Raw genomic sequence first — 17,884 nt, forward strand, 5'->3', positions numbered from 1 at the left:
ATCACAGAGCTAAGGTTACTCTTTCTCTTCTACACCTTGTTCCATGGCCTTCCATGGCAAGGTAGCACATTTAATACGTGCTGGGAATTTAGCAACACCCTGTAATGCCTGAATATCGCCTAGCTCTTCCATGTCCTTATCTAATTCTTTTCCCTGCATTATATCAGAAAAAACTTTGGACATCTCTACTGCGTCTTCTACTTTTTTTCCTTTTATAGCTTGCGTCATCATAGAGGCAGATGAAAGAGAAATGGAACAGCCTTCCCCATCAAATTTTGCATCCTCTACAATTCCCTCTTCTACTTTAAGTTGTAATTGAATCCGGTCACCACAAGTAGGGTTATTCATATCTACTGCCAAATGTTCACCCTCTAAAGACCCTTTGTTACGAGGGTTTTTGTAGTGATCCATAATGACCTGTCTGTACAGTTGATCGAGATTATTAAAAGACATCTCCGAAAAACTCCTTCGTCTTTTGTAATCCATCGACAAATGCATCAACATCTTCTTTCGTATTATACATATAGAAACTAGCCCGAGCAGTAGCTGATACATTCAACCATTTCATTAATGGCTGTGCACAGTGATGACCTGCACGTACTGCGATTCCTTCTGCATCTAATACGGTCGCCACATCGTGTGGATGAACATCATCTAGGTTAAATGTTATCAATCCAGCACGTTCCTGTGGTCCATATATTGTAACACCTTCGATGGACTTCAGTCTATCCATGGCATACTGAGCTAGATCTCTCTCATGAGCTTCGATGTCATCCAGACCCACTTCTTCAAGAAAGTCTATTGCAGCACCTAGACCTATTGCTCCAGCGATGATTGGAGTGCCACCTTCGAATTTCCAAGGTAGCTCTTTCCATGTAGAATCATACCAATTTACAAAGTCAATCATCTCGCCACCGAATTCAACTGGCTCCATTTTCTCTAGTATATGCTTTTTGCCGTAAAGCACTCCAATACCAGTAGGTCCTCCCATTTTATGTCCAGAGAATGCGAAAAAATCGCAATCTAAATCCTGAACATCAACACGCATATGTGGTGCACTTTGGGCTCCATCTACTAGCATAACAGCACCGTGCTGATGAGCAATATCTGTTACCTCTTTAATCGGATTAATTGTCCCTAAGACGTTAGAAACATGCATCATTGCAACAATTTTCGTGTTATCCGTAATGGTGTCTTTCACATCATCTAAAGAAATGGTTCCATCTTCTTGTAAAGGAATATATTTAAGCGTTGCCCCAGTAGCTTTAGCAGTTTGTTGCCAAGGAATGATATTACTATGATGTTCCATTGGTGTAATAACGATTTCATCTCCTTCTTGGAGATTCGTTCTGCCATAGCTATAGGCTACTGTGTTGATGGATGTCGTTGTTCCTCTAGTGAAGATTATTTCCTGGGTGCTTTTTGCATTAATAAAGCGTCTTACTTTATCACGGGCGCCTTCATACCCATCGGTAGCTTTGGTACCTAAGGTATGAACGCCGCGATGCACATTGGAATTGTATTCTTTATAATATTGATCAATGGAATCAATAACTTGTTGTGATTTCTGAGATGTTGCAGCGCTATCTAAATATACTAAAGGATGGCCATTTACTTCCTGATGTAAAATCGGGAAAGATTGGCGAACTTTATTTACATCCATTAGTATACCTTCCTTTCAATTACTTCACGAAGTTGATTTTTTACAGCTTCAATTGGAAGTTGTTTCACAACTGGAGCTAAGAAACCATGAATGACAAGGCGCTCAGCTTCTTTTTTCGGAATACCACGGCTCATTAGATAGAACAGTTGAACCGGGTCAACACGGCCAACAGATGCAGCGTGACCAGCTGTAACATCATCTTCTTCAATTAGAAGAATAGGGTTAGCGTCACCGCGAGCATCTTTACTAAGCATTAGAACACGGGATTCTTGCTCAGCGTTTGACTTTGTAGCACCATGTTCAATTTTTCCTACACCATTGAAGATAGCACTAGCCTTATCTCTCATAACGCCATGTTGTAAAATATATCCTTCAGATTCCTTACCATAGTGAACAATGTTTGTAGTGAAGTTTTGCTTTTGATCGCCACGACCTACAGATACAGTTTTAGCATCACCGTAGGCATTGTCTCCCATCAGGTAAGTGAAGTTTTCGCTCACTGTATTACCATCATTCATTTGGCCTAATGCCCATTCGATACGAGCATCGCGATAAGCAACGCCACGACGATTTACGTAAGTGGTCGTGCCGTGAGCAAAGTTGTCAATTGCTCCAAAAGAAATCTTGGCATTATCTTTCGCAATAGCTTCCGTAACAATGTTAGCAAAAGTCTCTTCGCTTTCATTATGAGAAATATAGTTCTCGACGTAAGTGACGGAACTACCTTCTTCTGCTACAACCAACACATGATTGTTTAGACCTGCTTCTAAATCTTCTTGCCAAAAGATAGATTGAATCGGTTCATCAACTTCTACGTTTTTCGGAACGTATAAGAAGATACCACCATTCATTAGAGCAGCATGTAAGGATGTCAGGCGATTCTCGTTACTTTGAACACCATCAGTCATATAATATTTCTGAACTAATTCACTATGCTCTGCCATAGCAGTAAAAATATCAGTGAATATAACACCTTTATCTTGTAAGTTTTGTGATAAGGATGCATAAGCTACAGAATGGTTGCGTTGAATGACTAGATTCTGATTCGTATTCTTATTATCTTCCTGATCCAAAAAGCTTTGGATTGATTCAGGAAGTTCATCTAATGATGAAATGGCTTGACCTTCAACATCGTGAGTAAAACGAGAGAAATTCCATTTATCAATCTTCGTTTTATCAGGCTTAGGCATTGCTAGCGAATCAGCTTCCTCCAACGCATTTACGCGAAGGTCGGTCATCCATTTTGGTTCGTTTCGTTTTTCTGAATATTGGGTGACATATTGTTTGTCGTATGGAAGTTGTTGAATTTCAACAGTCATGATATCCCTCCTAACTGATTACGCTTCTATTGTTTCATCTTCAATGCCTAGCTCTTGCTTAATCCAATCATAGCCTTCTGCTTCTAGACGCTGTGCTAGTTCCGGCCCACCAGATTTCACAATACGACCTTGCATCATCACATGTACTTGATCAGGTGTAATGTAGTTCAATAGACGCTGATAGTGAGTAATGATTAAGCAACCGAATTGGTCGTCACGCATCTTATTGATACCTTTTGCAACAACTTTTAATGCGTCGATGTCAAGACCAGAGTCAATTTCATCAAGGATGCCGATTTCTGGCTTAAGCATCATTAACTGTAGGATTTCGTTACGCTTTTTCTCGCCACCTGAGAATCCTTCGTTTAGATAACGTTGTGCCATATTTTTATCAATATCAAGATAATCCATGTTATCGTCCATTTCTTTAATGAACTTCATTAGATTAATCTCGTCGCCTTCTTCACGTTTAGAGTTAATAGAAGAACGCAAGAAATCGGAGTTTGTTACTCCGGAAATTTCACTTGGATACTGCATGGCTAGGAATAGACCTGCTTGAGCACGTTCATCAACTTCCATTTCAAGAACATCTTCTCCATCAAGTGTAATAGAACCACTTGTGATTTCATATTTAGGATGTCCCATGATCGCTGATGCTAGCGTAGATTTACCTGTACCGTTTGGTCCCATTACTGCATGGAATTCGCCACCTGTAAGTGTAAGGTTTACGCCTTTTAATATTTCTTTACCTTCAATTTCTACATGAAGATCTTTAATTTCTAGAGTTGATCCTGCCATCTAAATACCTCCAATATCATGTCTTTTATATGCTTCGATTTGAGGACCTCATGTTTCATTCTCAATCTATTCTCATTAACAATCTTATATCAAATTAAAATTATTATCAACTGTTTTCCCTTACTGGTAATCATTAGAACAAATTACCTGTAATGAAGTGATAATAAATGAGAAAAAGGCCAAGTTTCTTCCTTATTATAATGAAAAAACACTACTTCCATATGATAACAACTTCTATATGGTTTGAAAACAAGTAGGGTTATGGATTCATCACTTCAGACTAACTTAAAATGAACTACTAAAAACGCTCTAGAGCAACAATTATACTGGAGTTTATGGGAAACTTGTCCCAGAAAACAAGAAAAGTGAGATTCGATGTTGATTGATATCGATCGATTATAGAAGAGGGATCATACCAGTAGCTGGATGTTAGAGCTAGACAAGTATGAACCAGATTCTACATTCTTTCATCCTTCAATAAAAACAGGCGACTAAAGGTCGCCTGTTTTCTAATTTATCTTAATAATGTATAGATAGGATTCTTAGCGATGTATTTTCCGATCAACTTCAGCTACGATTCTTTGACTTTGTTCAAACTCTTGCTGTCGCCGTTGTTCAACCTTAAGACGTTGGTCTAATCGACGACTGTATTCCGCGTAGCCCATACCATGAGATTGGTGCATTGCCTTTTCCATCTCATTTGTGTAATTCAAGTTCAATTGGTCACTAATAGTGAATCCATCCCTTCAAATTTATCAATGTTTACAAAATAAATTTTACCATAGGGAAACTCCCTTCACAAAAGGCGTTTACATCTATTTTCACCTGTTTGCAAGTGAGACATCACGAACAGAATTAATACCTAGACACACCATATAATTCATCGATATTTCTTTAATTTGCTTAAATTTATTCAAGTTTTGTTACTAGTGTTTATTTTCTTGCAATTCATGAATACTTTCTTGCACAAGGGTTACAGCTTGGCTTAAAGCAGCCCCTCCGCCGAACGCAGCAGATACTCCACATGCTTCCATCATTTCTTCGTAAGAAGCACCATGATCAAGGCAACCTTTTGTATGGTAGATCATGCAATACTCATCTTGAGCTACAACACTAATGCCAAGAGCAATCAATTGCTTTTCTTTCTGTGATAAAGTTCCTTCTGCAAAACACGCTTCTGTAAACTTACTAAAATGATGTGCTACGTCAGGTAAATGTGTAGAGAAAGTTCCCATACCATGCTTATAGTCAAATAACGCCTGTTCACTTGTATTCATTGCTTGGTGTTGTTTTTGGTCCATAAAAAATCCCTCCAAGGATAATAATTAACTACGAATAGTATGACCTACATACTATAGATTATCCGTGGAGGGAAATAAATTACTTATTTACTAACAGGCACGATGGCACCGTTGTATTTCTCTTTCATAAATTGCTTAATTTCCTCAGATTGTAGAACTTCTAAAACAGTTTGAAGCGCTTTGCTATCTTTGTTTTCTGACTTTGTAACAAGTAAGTTTGCATAAGGTGATTCTGAACCTTCCATAAATAGAGAATCTTCTGTTGGGTTCAACCCTGCTTCAATTGCATAGTTTGTGTTAATAGCTACTAATGCATCTTCTTCACGCTCATAGTTTTGAGGTAGTAGACCTGCATCAACATCAGCAGAGAACTTTAGGTTTTTAGGATTTTTGGCGATATCCTCGATTTTTGCACTTTTCTTATCTATACCTTCTTTTAACTCGATAATACCCTTTGATTCGAATAGAGAAAGAATACGTCCATGGTCAGCTACAGAACGACTCATAATCACTTCTGTTCCCTTTGGAATCTCGTCAATGCTGTTAATATTTTTTGAGTAAACTCCCATTGGTTCTATGTGAACTGGACCAATGCTTGCGAAGTCATATCCAAATTCTTTTTTCTGGTCTTCAAGATATGGTGTGTGTTGGAAGTAGTTGGCATCAATAGCCCCACTAGATAGATCTTTATTTGGCAGAATATAATCCTGGTACGTTTCAATGTTTAGTTTAATTCCTTTTTCTTTCAAAAGTGGTTTTGCTTCTTCAAGAATCTCAGCATGTGGAGTGCTTGAAGCGCCAATTGTCAGTTCTTTTACTTCCTCACTTTGTTGATCAGAAGAACCTTCCTCTGATGCTGAGTCGGATGAGTTCCCATTTGATGATTCTTCAGAGTTACCCTCAGAAGTTCCGCAAGCTGCTAGTACTAAAATAAATAATGTACTTGCAAGTAGTGTTAGAAATTTTTTCATGATTTCTCTCTCCTTTTTATCGTTTATCTAATTTATTTGATACATAATCGCCTAGAAATTGAAATAAGAAAACGATTAATACTATTAAAATGGTACTTACTAATACAACATCAAAATCCCATCTCTGGAAACCCTTCAAGTAAGCTAGGTCACCTAAGCCTCCTGCACCAATAACACCAGCCATCGCTGTATAACTAATAAGTGCAATAGCTGTAACTGTTATCCCTGATATTAGTGCAGGCATTGATTCTGGCAAGAGAACCTTGAAAATAATAGTCGATGTCTTTGCACCCATACCTTTGGCTGCCTCAATGACACCTTTATCAACTTCCTTCAGTGCTATCTCTACCATCCTTCCATAAAAAGGGGAAGCTCCAATAATCAGGGCAGGTAACGCTGCATTAGGACCTCTGATGGTTCCAATTAGGAATTCCGTAAAAGGGAATAACAACAATATTAAGATGATAAATGGAATCGCTCTAAACACGTTGACTACCGTAGCTACAATGAAATTCAGTATTTTATTTGCCCATAATCCATCTTTTGCAGTTAAATATAAAAGTAACCCAAGAGCAATCCCAAAAATAAATGTACCTAAGACAGAAATGCCTGTCATATATATAGTTTCCTTCGTTGCTTCTATCAAGTCTGCCATTTTTACATTTGGAAATAAACTACGAAGCATTTGGATTCACCTCAACTTTGACCGATGTTTCAGAAATATATTGAATGGCCTCTTGTATAACTTGTTCTTCTCCAGTTAGGTGAACGACCAAGGTTCCATAAGCCCCTTTTTGAGTCTGAGTGATTTTACCCTGCAGAATGTTAATAGAGATATCATATTGTTTTGCTACCTCACTAATGACTGCCTGGTTTGTCTTCTCTCCTACAAAATGAAGTTTTACTATATGACCTGAATCATATTGTGTAAGAATTTCCTGTAACGAATCATCTTGGTCTCGATCACCCATGACTTGTTCAACAAATCGCTTGGTCACCTTTTGTTGAGGATTCCGAAACACATCTAAAACATCACCTTGTTCCACAACTCGTCCCTCTTCCATTACAGCTACACGGTTACTAATTTTACGGATAACATGCATCTCATGTGTAATTAGAATAATGGTCAAGCCAAGTTTCTTATTGATATCTGTTAGAAGATCTAATATAGAATCCGTCGTTTCAGGATCAAGTGCAGATGTTGCCTCGTCACATAAAAGAACCTTTGGTTTATTTGCTAGTGCTCTTGCAATCCCAACTCTTTGCTTTTGTCCACCGCTAAGTTGAGAAGGATATGCATTTTCTCTTCCAGACAGTCCAACTAGATCAACAAGTTCATTTACTCGTTGTTCTCTATCTTGTTTAGAAACATTGGCAATCTCAAGCGGAAAACCAATATTCTCCTTAACTGTTCTTGACCAAAGTAAATTAAAATGTTGATAGATCATTCCTATTTCTTGTCTTGCATGTCGAAGACCTTTACCTCTTAGTTTTGAAATATCGTTTCCATCTATTATGACTTCTCCACTAGTTGGGTCCTCAAGGCGATTGAGTAAGCGGATAAATGTACTCTTTCCAGCACCACTGTACCCAATCACTCCAAATATTTCACCTTTTTCGATATCTAAGCTTACATCATCAACCGCTTGAACATTTCCTGAACTGGACTGAAATACTTTTTGTAATTCCTTAATTGAAATCAATGTCGATTACCTCCCTTTTGCTCCGACTATACTGATAATTTTACTTGGATTTATGGTTGAAGAGTTAAAATATTGTTTAGGTTTACTTAGACAAGACAAGCGTAAGTGCTAAAAGCTTTCTTACTTTTTAAATAAAAAACCTTTCTGCCCAAGAGGACAAAAAGGTTTATGTGTAAACACTTCGTCCTCTCATCTATCTAAGTCTAAAACTTAGCAGGATTTGGCACCTTTCAAACATGGTTGATGGTTGCCGGGCTTCATAGGGCCAGTCCCTCCGCCTCTCGTGATAAGAGATTCACGTTCTTTATTTAATTAAAGCATTAACTTACTTATTCACTAAAATTGATTCTAGCATGGTTAAACTTATAAGGTCAAGAAGTTTAACATTAAAACTTTATATGTTTCCACAACTGATATCAATGTCTCTTAATTAGGAAATAGTATGAATAAGTTGATTCTAATAAGAGTGTGATTTATGTTAGCATGTGGATGAATATTCGTCAATATAAAGGAGTTTGATTATGAAAGCCCCTATCTTTGAATTACAAGACATGAATGGAGAAATATATAGTTTAGAAGATGATTTAGGGAATAATGTTGTGCTTACATTCTGGACGTCATGGTGTCCTGATAGCGGTAGAGATTTACCCAAAAAAGAGCAACTTTTCCAATCAATGGACCATGATAAAGTAAAAATGATTACGATAAATGTCGTGGGAAGAGAACGAAATGCCCAAGAAGGCATCGATTATGCAAATAAATTTTTGACGCAACCCATACTTTTTGACAAAGGAACAGAAATATATGACGCTTACAACTGCCAGGGTGTACCTACCACGGTCCTTATTAATAGAAATGGTGAGATTGTCAAACAGTTTGGTGACCAAGCACAGTTCCTGGAAATCGTTGAAGCTATTGGAAGTAAACTTGTCTAATCAAGCAGACAAGTGAAAAAGTGCCTCAATCAATAAAACATCTTTATATCGCCCATTCATTTTTATTAAATGTTTGGGCACCTTTAATAACTTTATTTCGCCACTCCATATTAGCTGTAACGTATAGCTATCTGCTTCAACGATTACCTGAACGTTCCTACCTTTTATATCATGAAGTAAGCATTTTCCATTCTCTATTTCTAAACAAATCTGCTCACAATTACTATAAAACGAAACCACCAATGATCTATCATGTAATAAAGGACCTAAATCATTACGCTTTTCTACCCTATCCAACCACGCATACAACTCCTTGGCATTCATTGGCCCTCTCCTTTTTATCAAAAGTAAAGAAATTATAAGTTCTGGCGCTTACATGTCTAGCTCTTGAGCCCAGCAACTAGCAAACTTCCTGCCCGTCCTTACGATAAGTCAACATCGAATCGTTTTACTCTTCTTGTGTTTCCTTTCGGCCTACACGACGTAGGTTGGTTCGATGTTGCTGCGTGACGCAGCGGTCTTAATTGAACTTCCATCATTCCAGAATTCACTCTAACTCACAGGAAGACAGTTTGTACGGTGCTAGACGGGCTCTTACGCTTTTATTTGATGTCTAGCTCCATTGCTTTTGTTATTAGCTTACTGCTTGTAATTCTCTACAAAAATATAATATCCTCTTTGGTTCATAACAATTTAAAAACTTCTCGCAAACCCAGTCGAAATATTTCCCGAGAAATATATAATCAACCTATATTTTGTCGCAAATGAAAGAATATCCCCCTATATTGTAAAGAGTTCAACTATTCCAATGTTACATTATCCAGAAGAAATAAGGTGTTTTACAGATATACACACCGACTATAACCTTCCTAGTAATCACTTTTGACAATACAAAAGAGCATCGAACTACTCTAGAATTCGATGCTCTTTCTAATCAAGTCATGACGTTATCATACTTCTTCATATTCACTTACCTTTTGATACATGTATGGCACAGAGTGAAAGGCATACACTTTCTCCTCGACATCCATTCCATCGGTAATCAGTAAACAAGGGACACTTTCAATTTGAAACGTATGCATGAAATTTGGGTGGATGGATGCGTTTAACTCATTAAATGTGAGCTCTGTTTTGGTAGCTTCGAGTGTTTCTAACATCTTCCTGGCAATGTGGCATGTACCACAAAAAGGACTATGAATAAATGTCATTTCATAAGCTTTGGAACTTTTCTGCAATGCTTGAAGAGGATCTTCTTCTAAAAGTTGCATAGTTATATCACCTTTATCTTACGTCAAAAAAATTGGATCTACTGAAATATGTCTACTCACTAATGCTGAGGCTAATTCTGGCTCAGGAGTTGCCGCCACTTCTCTAAAGGACTTATCAATGTATATGTGCTCTGCATGTGGTAATTCAAATGAGAGTTGTTTTCGTAATTTATGACCAGAGTCGTCTTCATCTACAAGAATATAAACATTTTTATTATCAAGATCATATTCCAATATTAATTCTTCAAGTCTTTCGATACCAAGTGTTCCATTCGTACAAATGATATCAACTTGCTCATTTAAAATTTTTTGAATTTGTTTCTTATCTGTTCTACCTTCCACAATTATCACTTTATTCAACTCAGCCATATTCATCACCTGTTCTCTACTTTTCTCTTTCCTTAAGTTTATGATGTTATGAACAATAATTCCAATAAAAAATACACTTTTGAGGAAAAGAATGAGAATCGTTTTATCTTAAGATAAGTAGCATAAATCATTTATTTGATTATAAGAAATGGCAGTGGATTTCCACTGCCAATCTTATTAACACCATCCATTTTCATCGTCACAATCCACATATTGGCGTACTTTAGCAGGTTCAGCAGTACCTCTCCAGCTTTCTTTCGCCTTGTTGGATACATTATTTTGAAAAGATGAACGGTTTTTAACTGTTTGTTTCGTAGTCTGTTGTTTCGAATTACGATTTTCTTCAGCATCCATAGCAAATCACCCCTCATACATAGGGTATCCGTTTTACTATAGACTATGTTTTAATTAATCTTCATCAATCATTTCTTTGTATTGTTCATCAGACATTAATTCTTCAAGCTCAGACATATCAGAAGGCTCAACAAGAATCATCCAAGCTTTGTCATATGGAGATTCATTTACAAATTCCGGACTGTCATCTAACTCGTCATTAACTCCGACAACTTTTCCACTTAGTGGAGCATATAGTTCAGAAACTGTTTTTACAGATTCAACGCTACCAAAAGGATCATCTGATTTAATTGTGTCGCCTACTTCTGGTAATTCAACAAATACGATATCGCCTAATTCAGATTGAGCGTGGCTCGTAATCCCGATACGTACTTTATCTCCTTCTACTTTGACCCATTCGTGCTCTTCGGAATAATACAATTCTTTTGGTACACTCATGTTAAACCCTCCATTTTCTGCTTTTCATTTCTAATTTATTAAACATGGCTCAAGAAGCCAAATGTTTTGCTCATTATTTCCAAGTATTTTCAAACGTATCTTCTTTAAAACCAACCGTGACTCGATGACCATCTGTCACAATTGGACGTTTTAGCAACATACCATCAGAAGCCAACCATTTCGCCATTTCATCCTCATTTGCATCCGCTAGCTTTTCTTTTAACCCTAGTTCACGGTATTTCTTGCCGCTGGTATTAAAGAACTTTTTTACAGGAAGACCGCTTTGGCTGATCAAAGATTTAATTTCCTCTTTAGACGGTGGATGCTCCACAATATGTACAGGTTCATATTCGACGTTATGGTTATCCAACCAATTTTTTGCTTTTTTACACGTACCACATTGAGGATACCAATAAAATGTTAATGCCATCAACATCCCTCCTTTTCTATGGATGTTCATATTTTACCATAGATCTATGCCTCATCCTAATAACAGGAACATGAAAAAAAGAATAATGCATGAGGGAATTTATAGCTCTTTTTTGGTATTACCATTCTTATATGAATTAAAACCTATTTATCCTTGTTTTTAAAAAACAAGGTAGGCTCTCAATAGGAGCCTACCTCAACGGTCAATTAACCCACATATTTTTCTTCATTAATGACAGTAGCTGCAACTTCACGCTTCTTCGTGATGACGTTAATTGGAGTGTGACGAGTCAACTTACGTAAGGCGGATAGCATCATACGCAAGGAATCTCCTTCTTCACTTGCAATTAACGTTTCTTTAGCATGAGCTTCGATACGGTTAAATGCTTCTTGAACGTACACCTGCGTCATTAGAAGTTTTTGTTTGTTTTTCTCTTCACCTGTTTTCTGAATAGCTTTTTCAGTTCGTAACACTGTCGATTCCATATTATAGATTTCTCCAACAATATCAGCAATGTTAACTAAGATTTCCTGTTCATTTTCAAGTTTTTCACCATATTTCTGTGCAGCCAAACCTGCTGCTAATAAGCCTATTTTCTTTGCATTCTTTAATAAATACTTTTCTTGCTCTAATGTTTCCGTTCCTGGTTCTTCAGGCATCATCATCATTAATTCTTCCTGTAAGCTTTCGGCTTTTTGAAGAAGAGGAAGTTCGCCTTTCATTGCTTTCTTCATTAGTGTTCCAGGTACGATCATGCGATTTATTTCGTTGGTACCTTCAAAGATACGGTTAATACGAGAATCACGGTAGATTCGTTCTACTTCATACTCTTGCATAAAGCCATAACCACCATGTAGCTGTACTGCTTCATCAGAAACATAATCCAATAGCTCTGTGCCAAATACTTTTGTGAGAGAGCACTCGATTGCATATTCTGCAATTGCTTTTGCTACCTCTTTCCCATCTTTAAGCTCCTCATCAGACAACTTACCCATACGTTGTTCAAATAACCCAACTGTACGGTACACTGCACTCTCATTGGCATAAATATTCGAAGCCATCGTACCTAATTTTTCTTGACTTAGTGGGAAACTTGAAATTGCTGTTTTAAATTGCTTCCGCTGATTCGCATATTTAACTGCTAATTCAAGAGCTCGTTTAGAACTACCAACGCCCCCAATTGCAAGCTTGTAACGACCAACATTTAAGATATTGAAAGCAATGATATGACCTTTACCAATCTCTCCAAGTACATTTTCTTTTGGGACTTCTGCATCCTCAAGAATTAACGTACGAGTAGAGGAACTCTTAATCCCCATCTTTTTCTCTTCAGGGCCTGTAGAAACACCTGGATAATCACGCTCAACTATAAAAGCTGTAAATTTATCGCCATCAATTTTGGCATAGACTACAAACACATCCGCAAAGGCTGAATTTGTGATCCATTGCTTTTCACCGTTCAAAATATAGTGTGTACCTGCATCATTCAGTTTAGCTGTCGTCTTAGCGCCAAGTGCATCCGAACCTGAACCTGGTTCAGTTAGAGCGTATGCGGCAAGTTTTTCTCCCGTTGCTAACTTAGGTAGATATTTTTGTTTTTGATCTTCGTCTCCAAAGAACACAATAGGTAATGAACCAATACCTACGTGTGCCCCATGAGTAACGGAAAAGCCTCCTGCTCGCGAGAACTTCTCTGTGATAAGAGAGGAGCTAATCTTATCTAAACCTAATCCTCCATACTCTTCTGGAACATCTGCACCTAACAGGCCTAATTCTCCTGCTTGCTTTAATAGAGCTACGGAATGTTCAAATTCATGATTTTCAAGATTTTCAATTTTAGGAACAACTTCACCTAAAACAAAATCTTCTGCAGTCTTCGCAATCATCCAATGTTCGTCTGAAAAATCCTCCGGTGTAATAACATCATCAGCCGTTAAATCCTCTACTAAAAAGCCCCCGCCTTTAAAAACTTTCTCTTTTGTTTCACTCATACTGTTTCCTCCTCTATATTAGTTCAAAGACTCCAGCAGCGCCCATTCCGCCACCAATACACATTGTTACAACACCAAATTGTTCATTACGACGTTTCATTTCATGAATTAAACTCAACGTAAGCTTTGTACCTGTACAGCCTAGCGGATGACCAAGTGCAATGGCTCCACCATTTACATTGACTTTATCTTCATCTAGCCCAAGCTCTCGAATTACTTGAATGGACTGCGAAGCAAAGGCTTCATTCAATTCAAATAGTCCAATGTCTTGCTGACTCAGTCCTGCTAGTTTAAGCGCTTTAGGAATCGCTTCTACAGGACCCACTCCCATGATTTCTGGTGCTACACCAGCTACCGCAAATGAATGAAATTTCACTAAAGGCGTTAAGCCTTCTGCTAGTGCTTTTTCCTTTTCCATAACTAGTACAGAAGCAGCTCCATCACTCATTTGGGAAGAGTTTCCTGCTGTAACAGATCCATTAACCTTGAAAGCAGGCTTCAGTTTTGCAAGTGTTTCTAAGCTTGTTCCAGCTCTGACTCCTTCATCTACACTAAATTGACGTTCATTTTCCTTTATTTTGTTATCAGACCCTATGCTTCTCTCTATGACATCTACTGGAACAACTTCTTCGTTGAACTTACCTTCTTGAATCGCTTTTGCAGCTTTTTCATGACTTCGAACAGCAAAGGCATCCTGTTCTTCTCTAGATATTTCAAAACGTTTCGCTACCTCTTCGGCGGTATAGCCCATACCCATATAATATTCTGGTGCTTGTTCCACTAGCTTTACATTTGGTTTTACAACATGCCCAGGAACAGGTACTAGACTCATAGATTCTGCTCCACCAGCAATAATCGTGTCACTGTAACCTAGCATAATTCGCTCAGCAGCATAGGCTATACTTTGTAACCCACTTGAACAATAACGATTAATGGTAATGGCCGGTACAGAATTTGGTAGACCCGCTAAAGCTGAGATGCTACGAGCCATATTTGTTCCTTGCTCAGCTTCTGGAATGGCACAGCCAATAATGACATCATCAATATTACCTTCGTATCCGCCTGCCCTATTCAATGTTTCTCGAATAGTTAAAGCAGCTAAATCATCGGGACGAGTATTCTTAAGTGTCCCTCTATTTGCTTTTCCTACAGGTGTTCGCGCACCTGCAACGATGACAGCTTCCTTCACAGTTCTTCCCCCTTATCGCAATTAGTTACGCAATGGCTTACCTTTCATAAGCATATGCTGCATGCGTTGTTGTGTTTTTGGCTCACCTACAAGACTCAAGAATGCTTCGCGTTCTAGATCTAATAGATATTCTTCATCAACCAATGTATGTTGAGGCACATTTCCACCAGCTAAGACAAAAGCAAGTTTCTGTGCAATTTTGATATCATGTTCTGATGCATATCCCCCGAATCCCATTGTCTTTGCACCAAGTAGCATCGTTGCATATCCTGGCTCACCAACTACTGGGATTTTCGTTCGTTTAGGCGGCTGATAGCCAGCTTTAGCTAATCCAAGCACCTTTTGTTTCGCATCATGTAATAGGTGATCCCCATTAACACTGATGGCGTCCATTTGGTCTAAAAAGCCTGCCTCTCGAGCTTCTTCAGCTGATGTAGACACGTTAGCTGTTGCAATTTTTTCAAAAACTTCATTTGTAACTTTCTGCAAATCAAAATCAACGCCTTCAGGTATGCCTCTAAGATGCTTTAAGTAAAGTTCCTTGTTTCCACCACCACCTGGAATGAGGCCGACACCAGCTTCCACAAGTCCCATATACGTTTCTTGAGAAGCTTGAATGGAGCTTGCAGGTAATGCGATTTCCGCTCCACCACCTAGTGTCATACCAAAAGGAGCTGCAACTACCGGCTTATTAGAATACTTGATATTCATCATCGCTTGCTGGAACTTCTTGATAACCATTTCTATTTCAACAAAATTATAATCCTGTGCTTCCATTAAAATCATGCCTAAGTTAGCACCTACACAGAAATTCTTACCTTGGTTTCCTATGACTAAGCCTTCATAATTTTGTTCTACTTCCTCAATGGCGTAATCCACCATTTGCATGATATCTAAACCAATGGCATTACTTTGTGAATGAAATTCAAGTAAGGCTACACCATCACCGATGTCGATGAGACTAGCACCTTTATTTTGTTTAATGACACCTTTACGTTCCTTCAAACGACTCAGGTGAATTTCTTTTTCATTAAAGGTCTGTTGCTTGTATTCTCCATTATGATAGTAGTAAACGTTTCCATTTTCATGTTTATAAAAGGAAGAAAATCCTTTTTCCAACATATCTTCTACCCATGCAGGGACAGTATGCCCTTCTTCTTTCATACGTGCTACTGACTTTTCAACACCTATTGCATCCCACATCTCGAATGGACCTAGTTCCCAACCGAAGCCCCACTTCATTGCGTCATCAATAGATGGAATGTCATCTGCTATATCACCTAGTAATTCAGCTGAGTAGAGCAATGCAGGTTTCGTGATGTTCCATACTAAATCACCGGCTCGATCCCCTTTAGCAGAGACTAGAGCTTTTAATTTTCGTTCGGCACCTTTTTCTTGCTTTGCCATTTCTGTAGCGCTTGTTTTCAGCTTTTTACGCTCTTGATACTCAAGTGTATCTGGATTTAATTCTAGAATGACGCTCCCTTTTTCACCTTTTTGCTTCAAGAAAAAACCTTGGCCACTTTTTGAACCTAACCAACCTTTCTCTTGCATTGTTTTCATAAATTGTGGAGGATCAAATACGTTTTTCTCCTCTCCTTCAACCTGATCGTACACATTTTTAGCAACATGTAAAAAGGTGTCCAATCCAACTACATCTAGTGTACGGAATGTTGCACTCTTTGGCCGACCAATCATAGGCCCTGTGACAGAGTCCACTTCACCAACACTATAGTTACCTTTCACCATTTCTTGAACAGTGACAAGAAGTCCATACGTACCAATTCGGTTAGCAATAAAGTTAGGAGTGTCCTTCGCTTCCACTACCCCTTTACCAAGTACGTCCTCACCAAATTGTTTCATAAATGAGAGTACATCTGAATCCGTATCTTTCGTAGGAATAATTTCTAACAACTTTAAGTAACGTGGCGGGTTAAAGAAGTGAGTTCCTAAGAAATGCTTTTTAAAGTCTTCAGAACGTCCTTCTTTCATAGCTTCTACCGATATTCCCGATGTATTGGAACTAACAATAGACCCCTCTTTTCTATATTGGTCTACTGAATTATATACTTTCTGTTTAATTTCCAAATTTTCCACGACTACTTCAATTATCCAATCTACTTCCTGTAATCGTTCCATATCATCTTCCATATTTCCAGATTCAATAAGATCTAAATTTTTCTTGCTTGTTAATGGAGATGGCTTTTGCTTTAAAAGCTGTTGTTTACTCGTTTCACTTATTCGATTCCGAACCTTTGGATGTTCAAGCGTGAGACCTTGTTTCGCCTCCTTATCCGATAACTCTTTAGGTACAATGTCTAGCATAAGTGTTGGAATGCCTACATTAGCTAAGTGCGCCGCAATACCTGCCCCCATAACACCAGAGCCTAAGACGGCCGCCCTTTTGATTGTTCGCTTCATACCAGTTCCCCCTATCCTTTGAATGAATACTCATTCATTTTACTGCAAAAAATATATAGATCGAAACGATCCATTATCTACCTCTACTATAAAATAAATTCTGACATTTCGCAATCTTTTTTGAAAGAAAAGCACAAGCGTCCGTTTAGCGACGTATATGCTGCGGCCTACACGACGTGGGTTGGTTCGATGTCGCTAAGTGACGTAGCGATTTTATGCGAACTTCCTTGAATCCGTAGGAGATAAAGGCAACACGAAGACATGAGTGATTCGATGTTAACTTATCGTAGAGAAGCGAGGGAAGCATACTAGTCGCTGGGCGCTAGAGCTAGCCATTAGAGGAGCGTTATCCTGTTATTCTCCAAACCCATCTTTAGGATTATATTGATACGTTGAAAGGTCTATTTTTTTATCTGTTAGAAATACTATACCTTCTTCTTCCAACGATATTTTCTGCTCCATAAACAACCCTTCATCTTTAATCCCTATTTCTCCTTTAGCATTAATAACTCGATGCCAAGGCAACTTATACTTTTCTCCCATTGTATGCAAAATCCTTACTACTTGCCTCGCACCTCTAGGATTTCCTGCTAATTTAGATATTTGACCATACGTCATCACTTTCCCAGAAGGAATGGATAGGATTATGTTTACAACGTTTTCTGTAAAAAGTTTCAACGTATATCCCCCTGTATTATGCTCTTTGTAACATTAAATAGCATGTAATTCCTATT

Annotated in this window: 20 protein-coding genes and 1 riboswitch; of the genes, 1 reads left to right on the plus strand and 19 read right to left on the minus strand. The window is 38.1% G+C overall.

Annotated features, from left to right (window positions below; translation table 11 throughout):
* Positions 1-15: 15 nt before the first annotated feature.
* From sufU to GLW08_RS18745, 9 genes are all read right to left on the minus strand, one after another.
* Positions 16-453, minus strand: a complete 438-nt coding sequence (gene sufU, locus GLW08_RS18710; RefSeq protein WP_160850150.1) for a Fe-S cluster assembly sulfur transfer protein SufU — start codon at positions 451-453, stop codon at positions 16-18.
* Entirely contained in the window at positions 443-1,663 is a 1,221-nt protein-coding gene (locus GLW08_RS18715; protein WP_160850151.1) for a cysteine desulfurase, read from the minus strand. Before GLW08_RS18715 ends, sufU begins: the two co-directional genes overlap by 11 nt.
* Positions 1,663-2,982, minus strand: coding sequence for a Fe-S cluster assembly protein SufD (sufD, locus tag GLW08_RS18720; protein WP_160850152.1), 1,320 nt, complete (start codon positions 2,980-2,982; stop codon positions 1,663-1,665). The genes GLW08_RS18715 and sufD overlap by 1 nt, the downstream gene beginning before the upstream one ends.
* A gap of 18 nt (positions 2,983-3,000) precedes the next feature.
* Entirely contained in the window at positions 3,001-3,780 is a 780-nt protein-coding gene (sufC, locus tag GLW08_RS18725) for a Fe-S cluster assembly ATPase SufC (protein ID WP_160850153.1), read from the minus strand.
* A gap of 542 nt (positions 3,781-4,322) precedes the next feature.
* Positions 4,323-4,463: a hypothetical protein gene (locus tag GLW08_RS21710; protein WP_202410207.1), complete on the minus strand. Its 141-nt coding sequence runs from the start codon at positions 4,461-4,463 to the stop codon at positions 4,323-4,325.
* 243 nt (positions 4,464-4,706) lie between these two features.
* Entirely contained in the window at positions 4,707-5,081 is a 375-nt protein-coding gene (locus tag GLW08_RS18730) for a carboxymuconolactone decarboxylase family protein (RefSeq protein ID WP_160850154.1), read from the minus strand.
* An 83-nt stretch (positions 5,082-5,164) separates the two neighbouring features.
* On the minus strand, positions 5,165-6,052 hold the full coding sequence (locus GLW08_RS18735) for a MetQ/NlpA family ABC transporter substrate-binding protein (protein ID WP_160850155.1): 888 nt from the start codon (positions 6,050-6,052) through the stop codon (positions 5,165-5,167).
* Between the two features lie 16 nt (positions 6,053-6,068).
* A complete protein-coding gene (locus GLW08_RS18740) occupies positions 6,069-6,737 on the minus strand; it encodes a methionine ABC transporter permease (protein WP_160850156.1) in 669 nt (222 codons plus the stop codon).
* Entirely contained in the window at positions 6,727-7,755 is a 1,029-nt protein-coding gene (locus tag GLW08_RS18745; RefSeq protein WP_160850157.1) for a methionine ABC transporter ATP-binding protein, read from the minus strand. The genes GLW08_RS18740 and GLW08_RS18745 overlap by 11 nt, the downstream gene beginning before the upstream one ends.
* A gap of 186 nt (positions 7,756-7,941) precedes the next feature.
* Positions 7,942-8,048: riboswitch (SAM riboswitch) on the minus strand.
* A gap of 228 nt (positions 8,049-8,276) precedes the next feature.
* On the opposite strand from GLW08_RS18745, the gene GLW08_RS18750 reads away from it, so the two are divergent.
* On the plus strand, positions 8,277-8,690 hold the full coding sequence (locus GLW08_RS18750) for a TlpA family protein disulfide reductase (protein ID WP_160850158.1): 414 nt from the start codon (positions 8,277-8,279) through the stop codon (positions 8,688-8,690).
* Here the strand turns inward: GLW08_RS18750 and GLW08_RS18755 are convergent, their stop codons facing one another.
* The 10 genes from GLW08_RS18755 to GLW08_RS18800 all read right to left on the minus strand — a co-directional run bounded on the left by GLW08_RS18755 (position 8,691) and on the right by GLW08_RS18800 (position 17,828).
* Positions 8,691-9,014, minus strand: coding sequence for a hypothetical protein (locus GLW08_RS18755; RefSeq protein ID WP_160850159.1), 324 nt, complete (start codon positions 9,012-9,014; stop codon positions 8,691-8,693).
* Positions 9,015-9,640: 626 nt separating this feature from the next.
* Positions 9,641-9,958 (minus strand): thioredoxin family protein, encoded by a 318-nt coding sequence (locus GLW08_RS18760; protein WP_160850160.1) that lies wholly within the window; start codon positions 9,956-9,958, stop codon positions 9,641-9,643.
* 18 nt (positions 9,959-9,976) lie between these two features.
* Positions 9,977-10,333 (minus strand): toprim domain-containing protein, encoded by a 357-nt coding sequence (locus tag GLW08_RS18765; protein ID WP_160850161.1) that lies wholly within the window; start codon positions 10,331-10,333, stop codon positions 9,977-9,979.
* 171 nt (positions 10,334-10,504) lie between these two features.
* Positions 10,505-10,681: a DUF2553 family protein gene (locus GLW08_RS18770; protein ID WP_160850162.1), complete on the minus strand. Its 177-nt coding sequence runs from the start codon at positions 10,679-10,681 to the stop codon at positions 10,505-10,507.
* A 54-nt stretch (positions 10,682-10,735) separates the two neighbouring features.
* The gene (gene gcvH, locus GLW08_RS18775) at positions 10,736-11,119 is read right to left on the minus strand and encodes a glycine cleavage system protein GcvH (RefSeq protein WP_036819637.1); all 384 of its coding nucleotides are present in this window, start codon (positions 11,117-11,119) and stop codon (positions 10,736-10,738) included.
* Between the two features lie 73 nt (positions 11,120-11,192).
* On the minus strand, positions 11,193-11,549 hold the full coding sequence (locus GLW08_RS18780) for an arsenate reductase family protein (protein ID WP_160850163.1): 357 nt from the start codon (positions 11,547-11,549) through the stop codon (positions 11,193-11,195).
* 206 nt (positions 11,550-11,755) lie between these two features.
* Positions 11,756-13,540 (minus strand): acyl-CoA dehydrogenase family protein, encoded by a 1,785-nt coding sequence (locus GLW08_RS18785; protein WP_160850164.1) that lies wholly within the window; start codon positions 13,538-13,540, stop codon positions 11,756-11,758.
* A gap of 13 nt (positions 13,541-13,553) precedes the next feature.
* The gene (locus GLW08_RS18790; protein ID WP_160850165.1) at positions 13,554-14,729 is read right to left on the minus strand and encodes an acetyl-CoA C-acetyltransferase; all 1,176 of its coding nucleotides are present in this window, start codon (positions 14,727-14,729) and stop codon (positions 13,554-13,556) included.
* A 21-nt stretch (positions 14,730-14,750) separates the two neighbouring features.
* Positions 14,751-17,150 (minus strand): 3-hydroxyacyl-CoA dehydrogenase/enoyl-CoA hydratase family protein, encoded by a 2,400-nt coding sequence (locus GLW08_RS18795; RefSeq protein WP_160850166.1) that lies wholly within the window; start codon positions 17,148-17,150, stop codon positions 14,751-14,753.
* A 354-nt stretch (positions 17,151-17,504) separates the two neighbouring features.
* On the minus strand, positions 17,505-17,828 hold the full coding sequence (locus GLW08_RS18800) for an MGMT family protein (RefSeq protein ID WP_160850167.1): 324 nt from the start codon (positions 17,826-17,828) through the stop codon (positions 17,505-17,507).
* Between the last annotated feature and the right edge of the window lie 56 nt (positions 17,829-17,884).

The organism is Pontibacillus yanchengensis, assembly GCF_009856295.1.
Lineage (GTDB): Bacteria > Bacillota > Bacilli > Bacillales > BH030062 > Pontibacillus > Pontibacillus yanchengensis_A.

What these genes read in the sequence shown, in the direction of transcription:
- GLW08_RS18735 (WP_160850155.1), bottom strand. Translation starts at nt 6,052, where the DNA reads ATGAAAAAATTTCTAACACTACTTGCAAGTACATTATTTATTTTAGTA.
- GLW08_RS18765 (WP_160850161.1), bottom strand. Translation starts at nt 10,333, where the DNA reads ATGAATATGGCTGAGTTGAATAAAGTGATAATTGTGGAAGGTAGAACA.
- GLW08_RS18795 (WP_160850166.1), bottom strand. Translation starts at nt 17,150, where the DNA reads ATGAAGCGAACAATCAAAAGGGCGGCCGTCTTAGGCTCTGGTGTTATG.
- GLW08_RS18785 (WP_160850164.1), bottom strand. Translation starts at nt 13,540, where the DNA reads ATGAGTGAAACAAAAGAGAAAGTTTTTAAAGGCGGGGGCTTTTTAGTA.
- GLW08_RS21710 (WP_202410207.1), bottom strand. Translation starts at nt 4,463, where the DNA reads ATGCACCAATCTCATGGTATGGGCTACGCGGAATACAGTCGTCGATTA.
- GLW08_RS18770 (WP_160850162.1), bottom strand. Translation starts at nt 10,681, where the DNA reads ATGGATGCTGAAGAAAATCGTAATTCGAAACAACAGACTACGAAACAA.
- GLW08_RS18755 (WP_160850159.1), bottom strand. Translation starts at nt 9,014, where the DNA reads ATGAATGCCAAGGAGTTGTATGCGTGGTTGGATAGGGTAGAAAAGCGT.
- sufU (WP_160850150.1), bottom strand. Translation starts at nt 453, where the DNA reads ATGTCTTTTAATAATCTCGATCAACTGTACAGACAGGTCATTATGGAT.
- GLW08_RS18730 (WP_160850154.1), bottom strand. Translation starts at nt 5,081, where the DNA reads ATGGACCAAAAACAACACCAAGCAATGAATACAAGTGAACAGGCGTTA.
- sufD (WP_160850152.1), bottom strand. Translation starts at nt 2,982, where the DNA reads ATGACTGTTGAAATTCAACAACTTCCATACGACAAACAATATGTCACC.
- sufC (WP_160850153.1), bottom strand. Translation starts at nt 3,780, where the DNA reads ATGGCAGGATCAACTCTAGAAATTAAAGATCTTCATGTAGAAATTGAA.
- GLW08_RS18780 (WP_160850163.1), bottom strand. Translation starts at nt 11,549, where the DNA reads ATGGCATTAACATTTTATTGGTATCCTCAATGTGGTACGTGTAAAAAA.
- GLW08_RS18760 (WP_160850160.1), bottom strand. Translation starts at nt 9,958, where the DNA reads ATGCAACTTTTAGAAGAAGATCCTCTTCAAGCATTGCAGAAAAGTTCC.
- GLW08_RS18715 (WP_160850151.1), bottom strand. Translation starts at nt 1,663, where the DNA reads ATGGATGTAAATAAAGTTCGCCAATCTTTCCCGATTTTACATCAGGAA.
- GLW08_RS18750 (WP_160850158.1), top strand. Translation starts at nt 8,277, where the DNA reads ATGAAAGCCCCTATCTTTGAATTACAAGACATGAATGGAGAAATATAT.
- GLW08_RS18740 (WP_160850156.1), bottom strand. Translation starts at nt 6,737, where the DNA reads ATGCTTCGTAGTTTATTTCCAAATGTAAAAATGGCAGACTTGATAGAA.
- gcvH (WP_036819637.1), bottom strand. Translation starts at nt 11,119, where the DNA reads ATGAGTGTACCAAAAGAATTGTATTATTCCGAAGAGCACGAATGGGTC.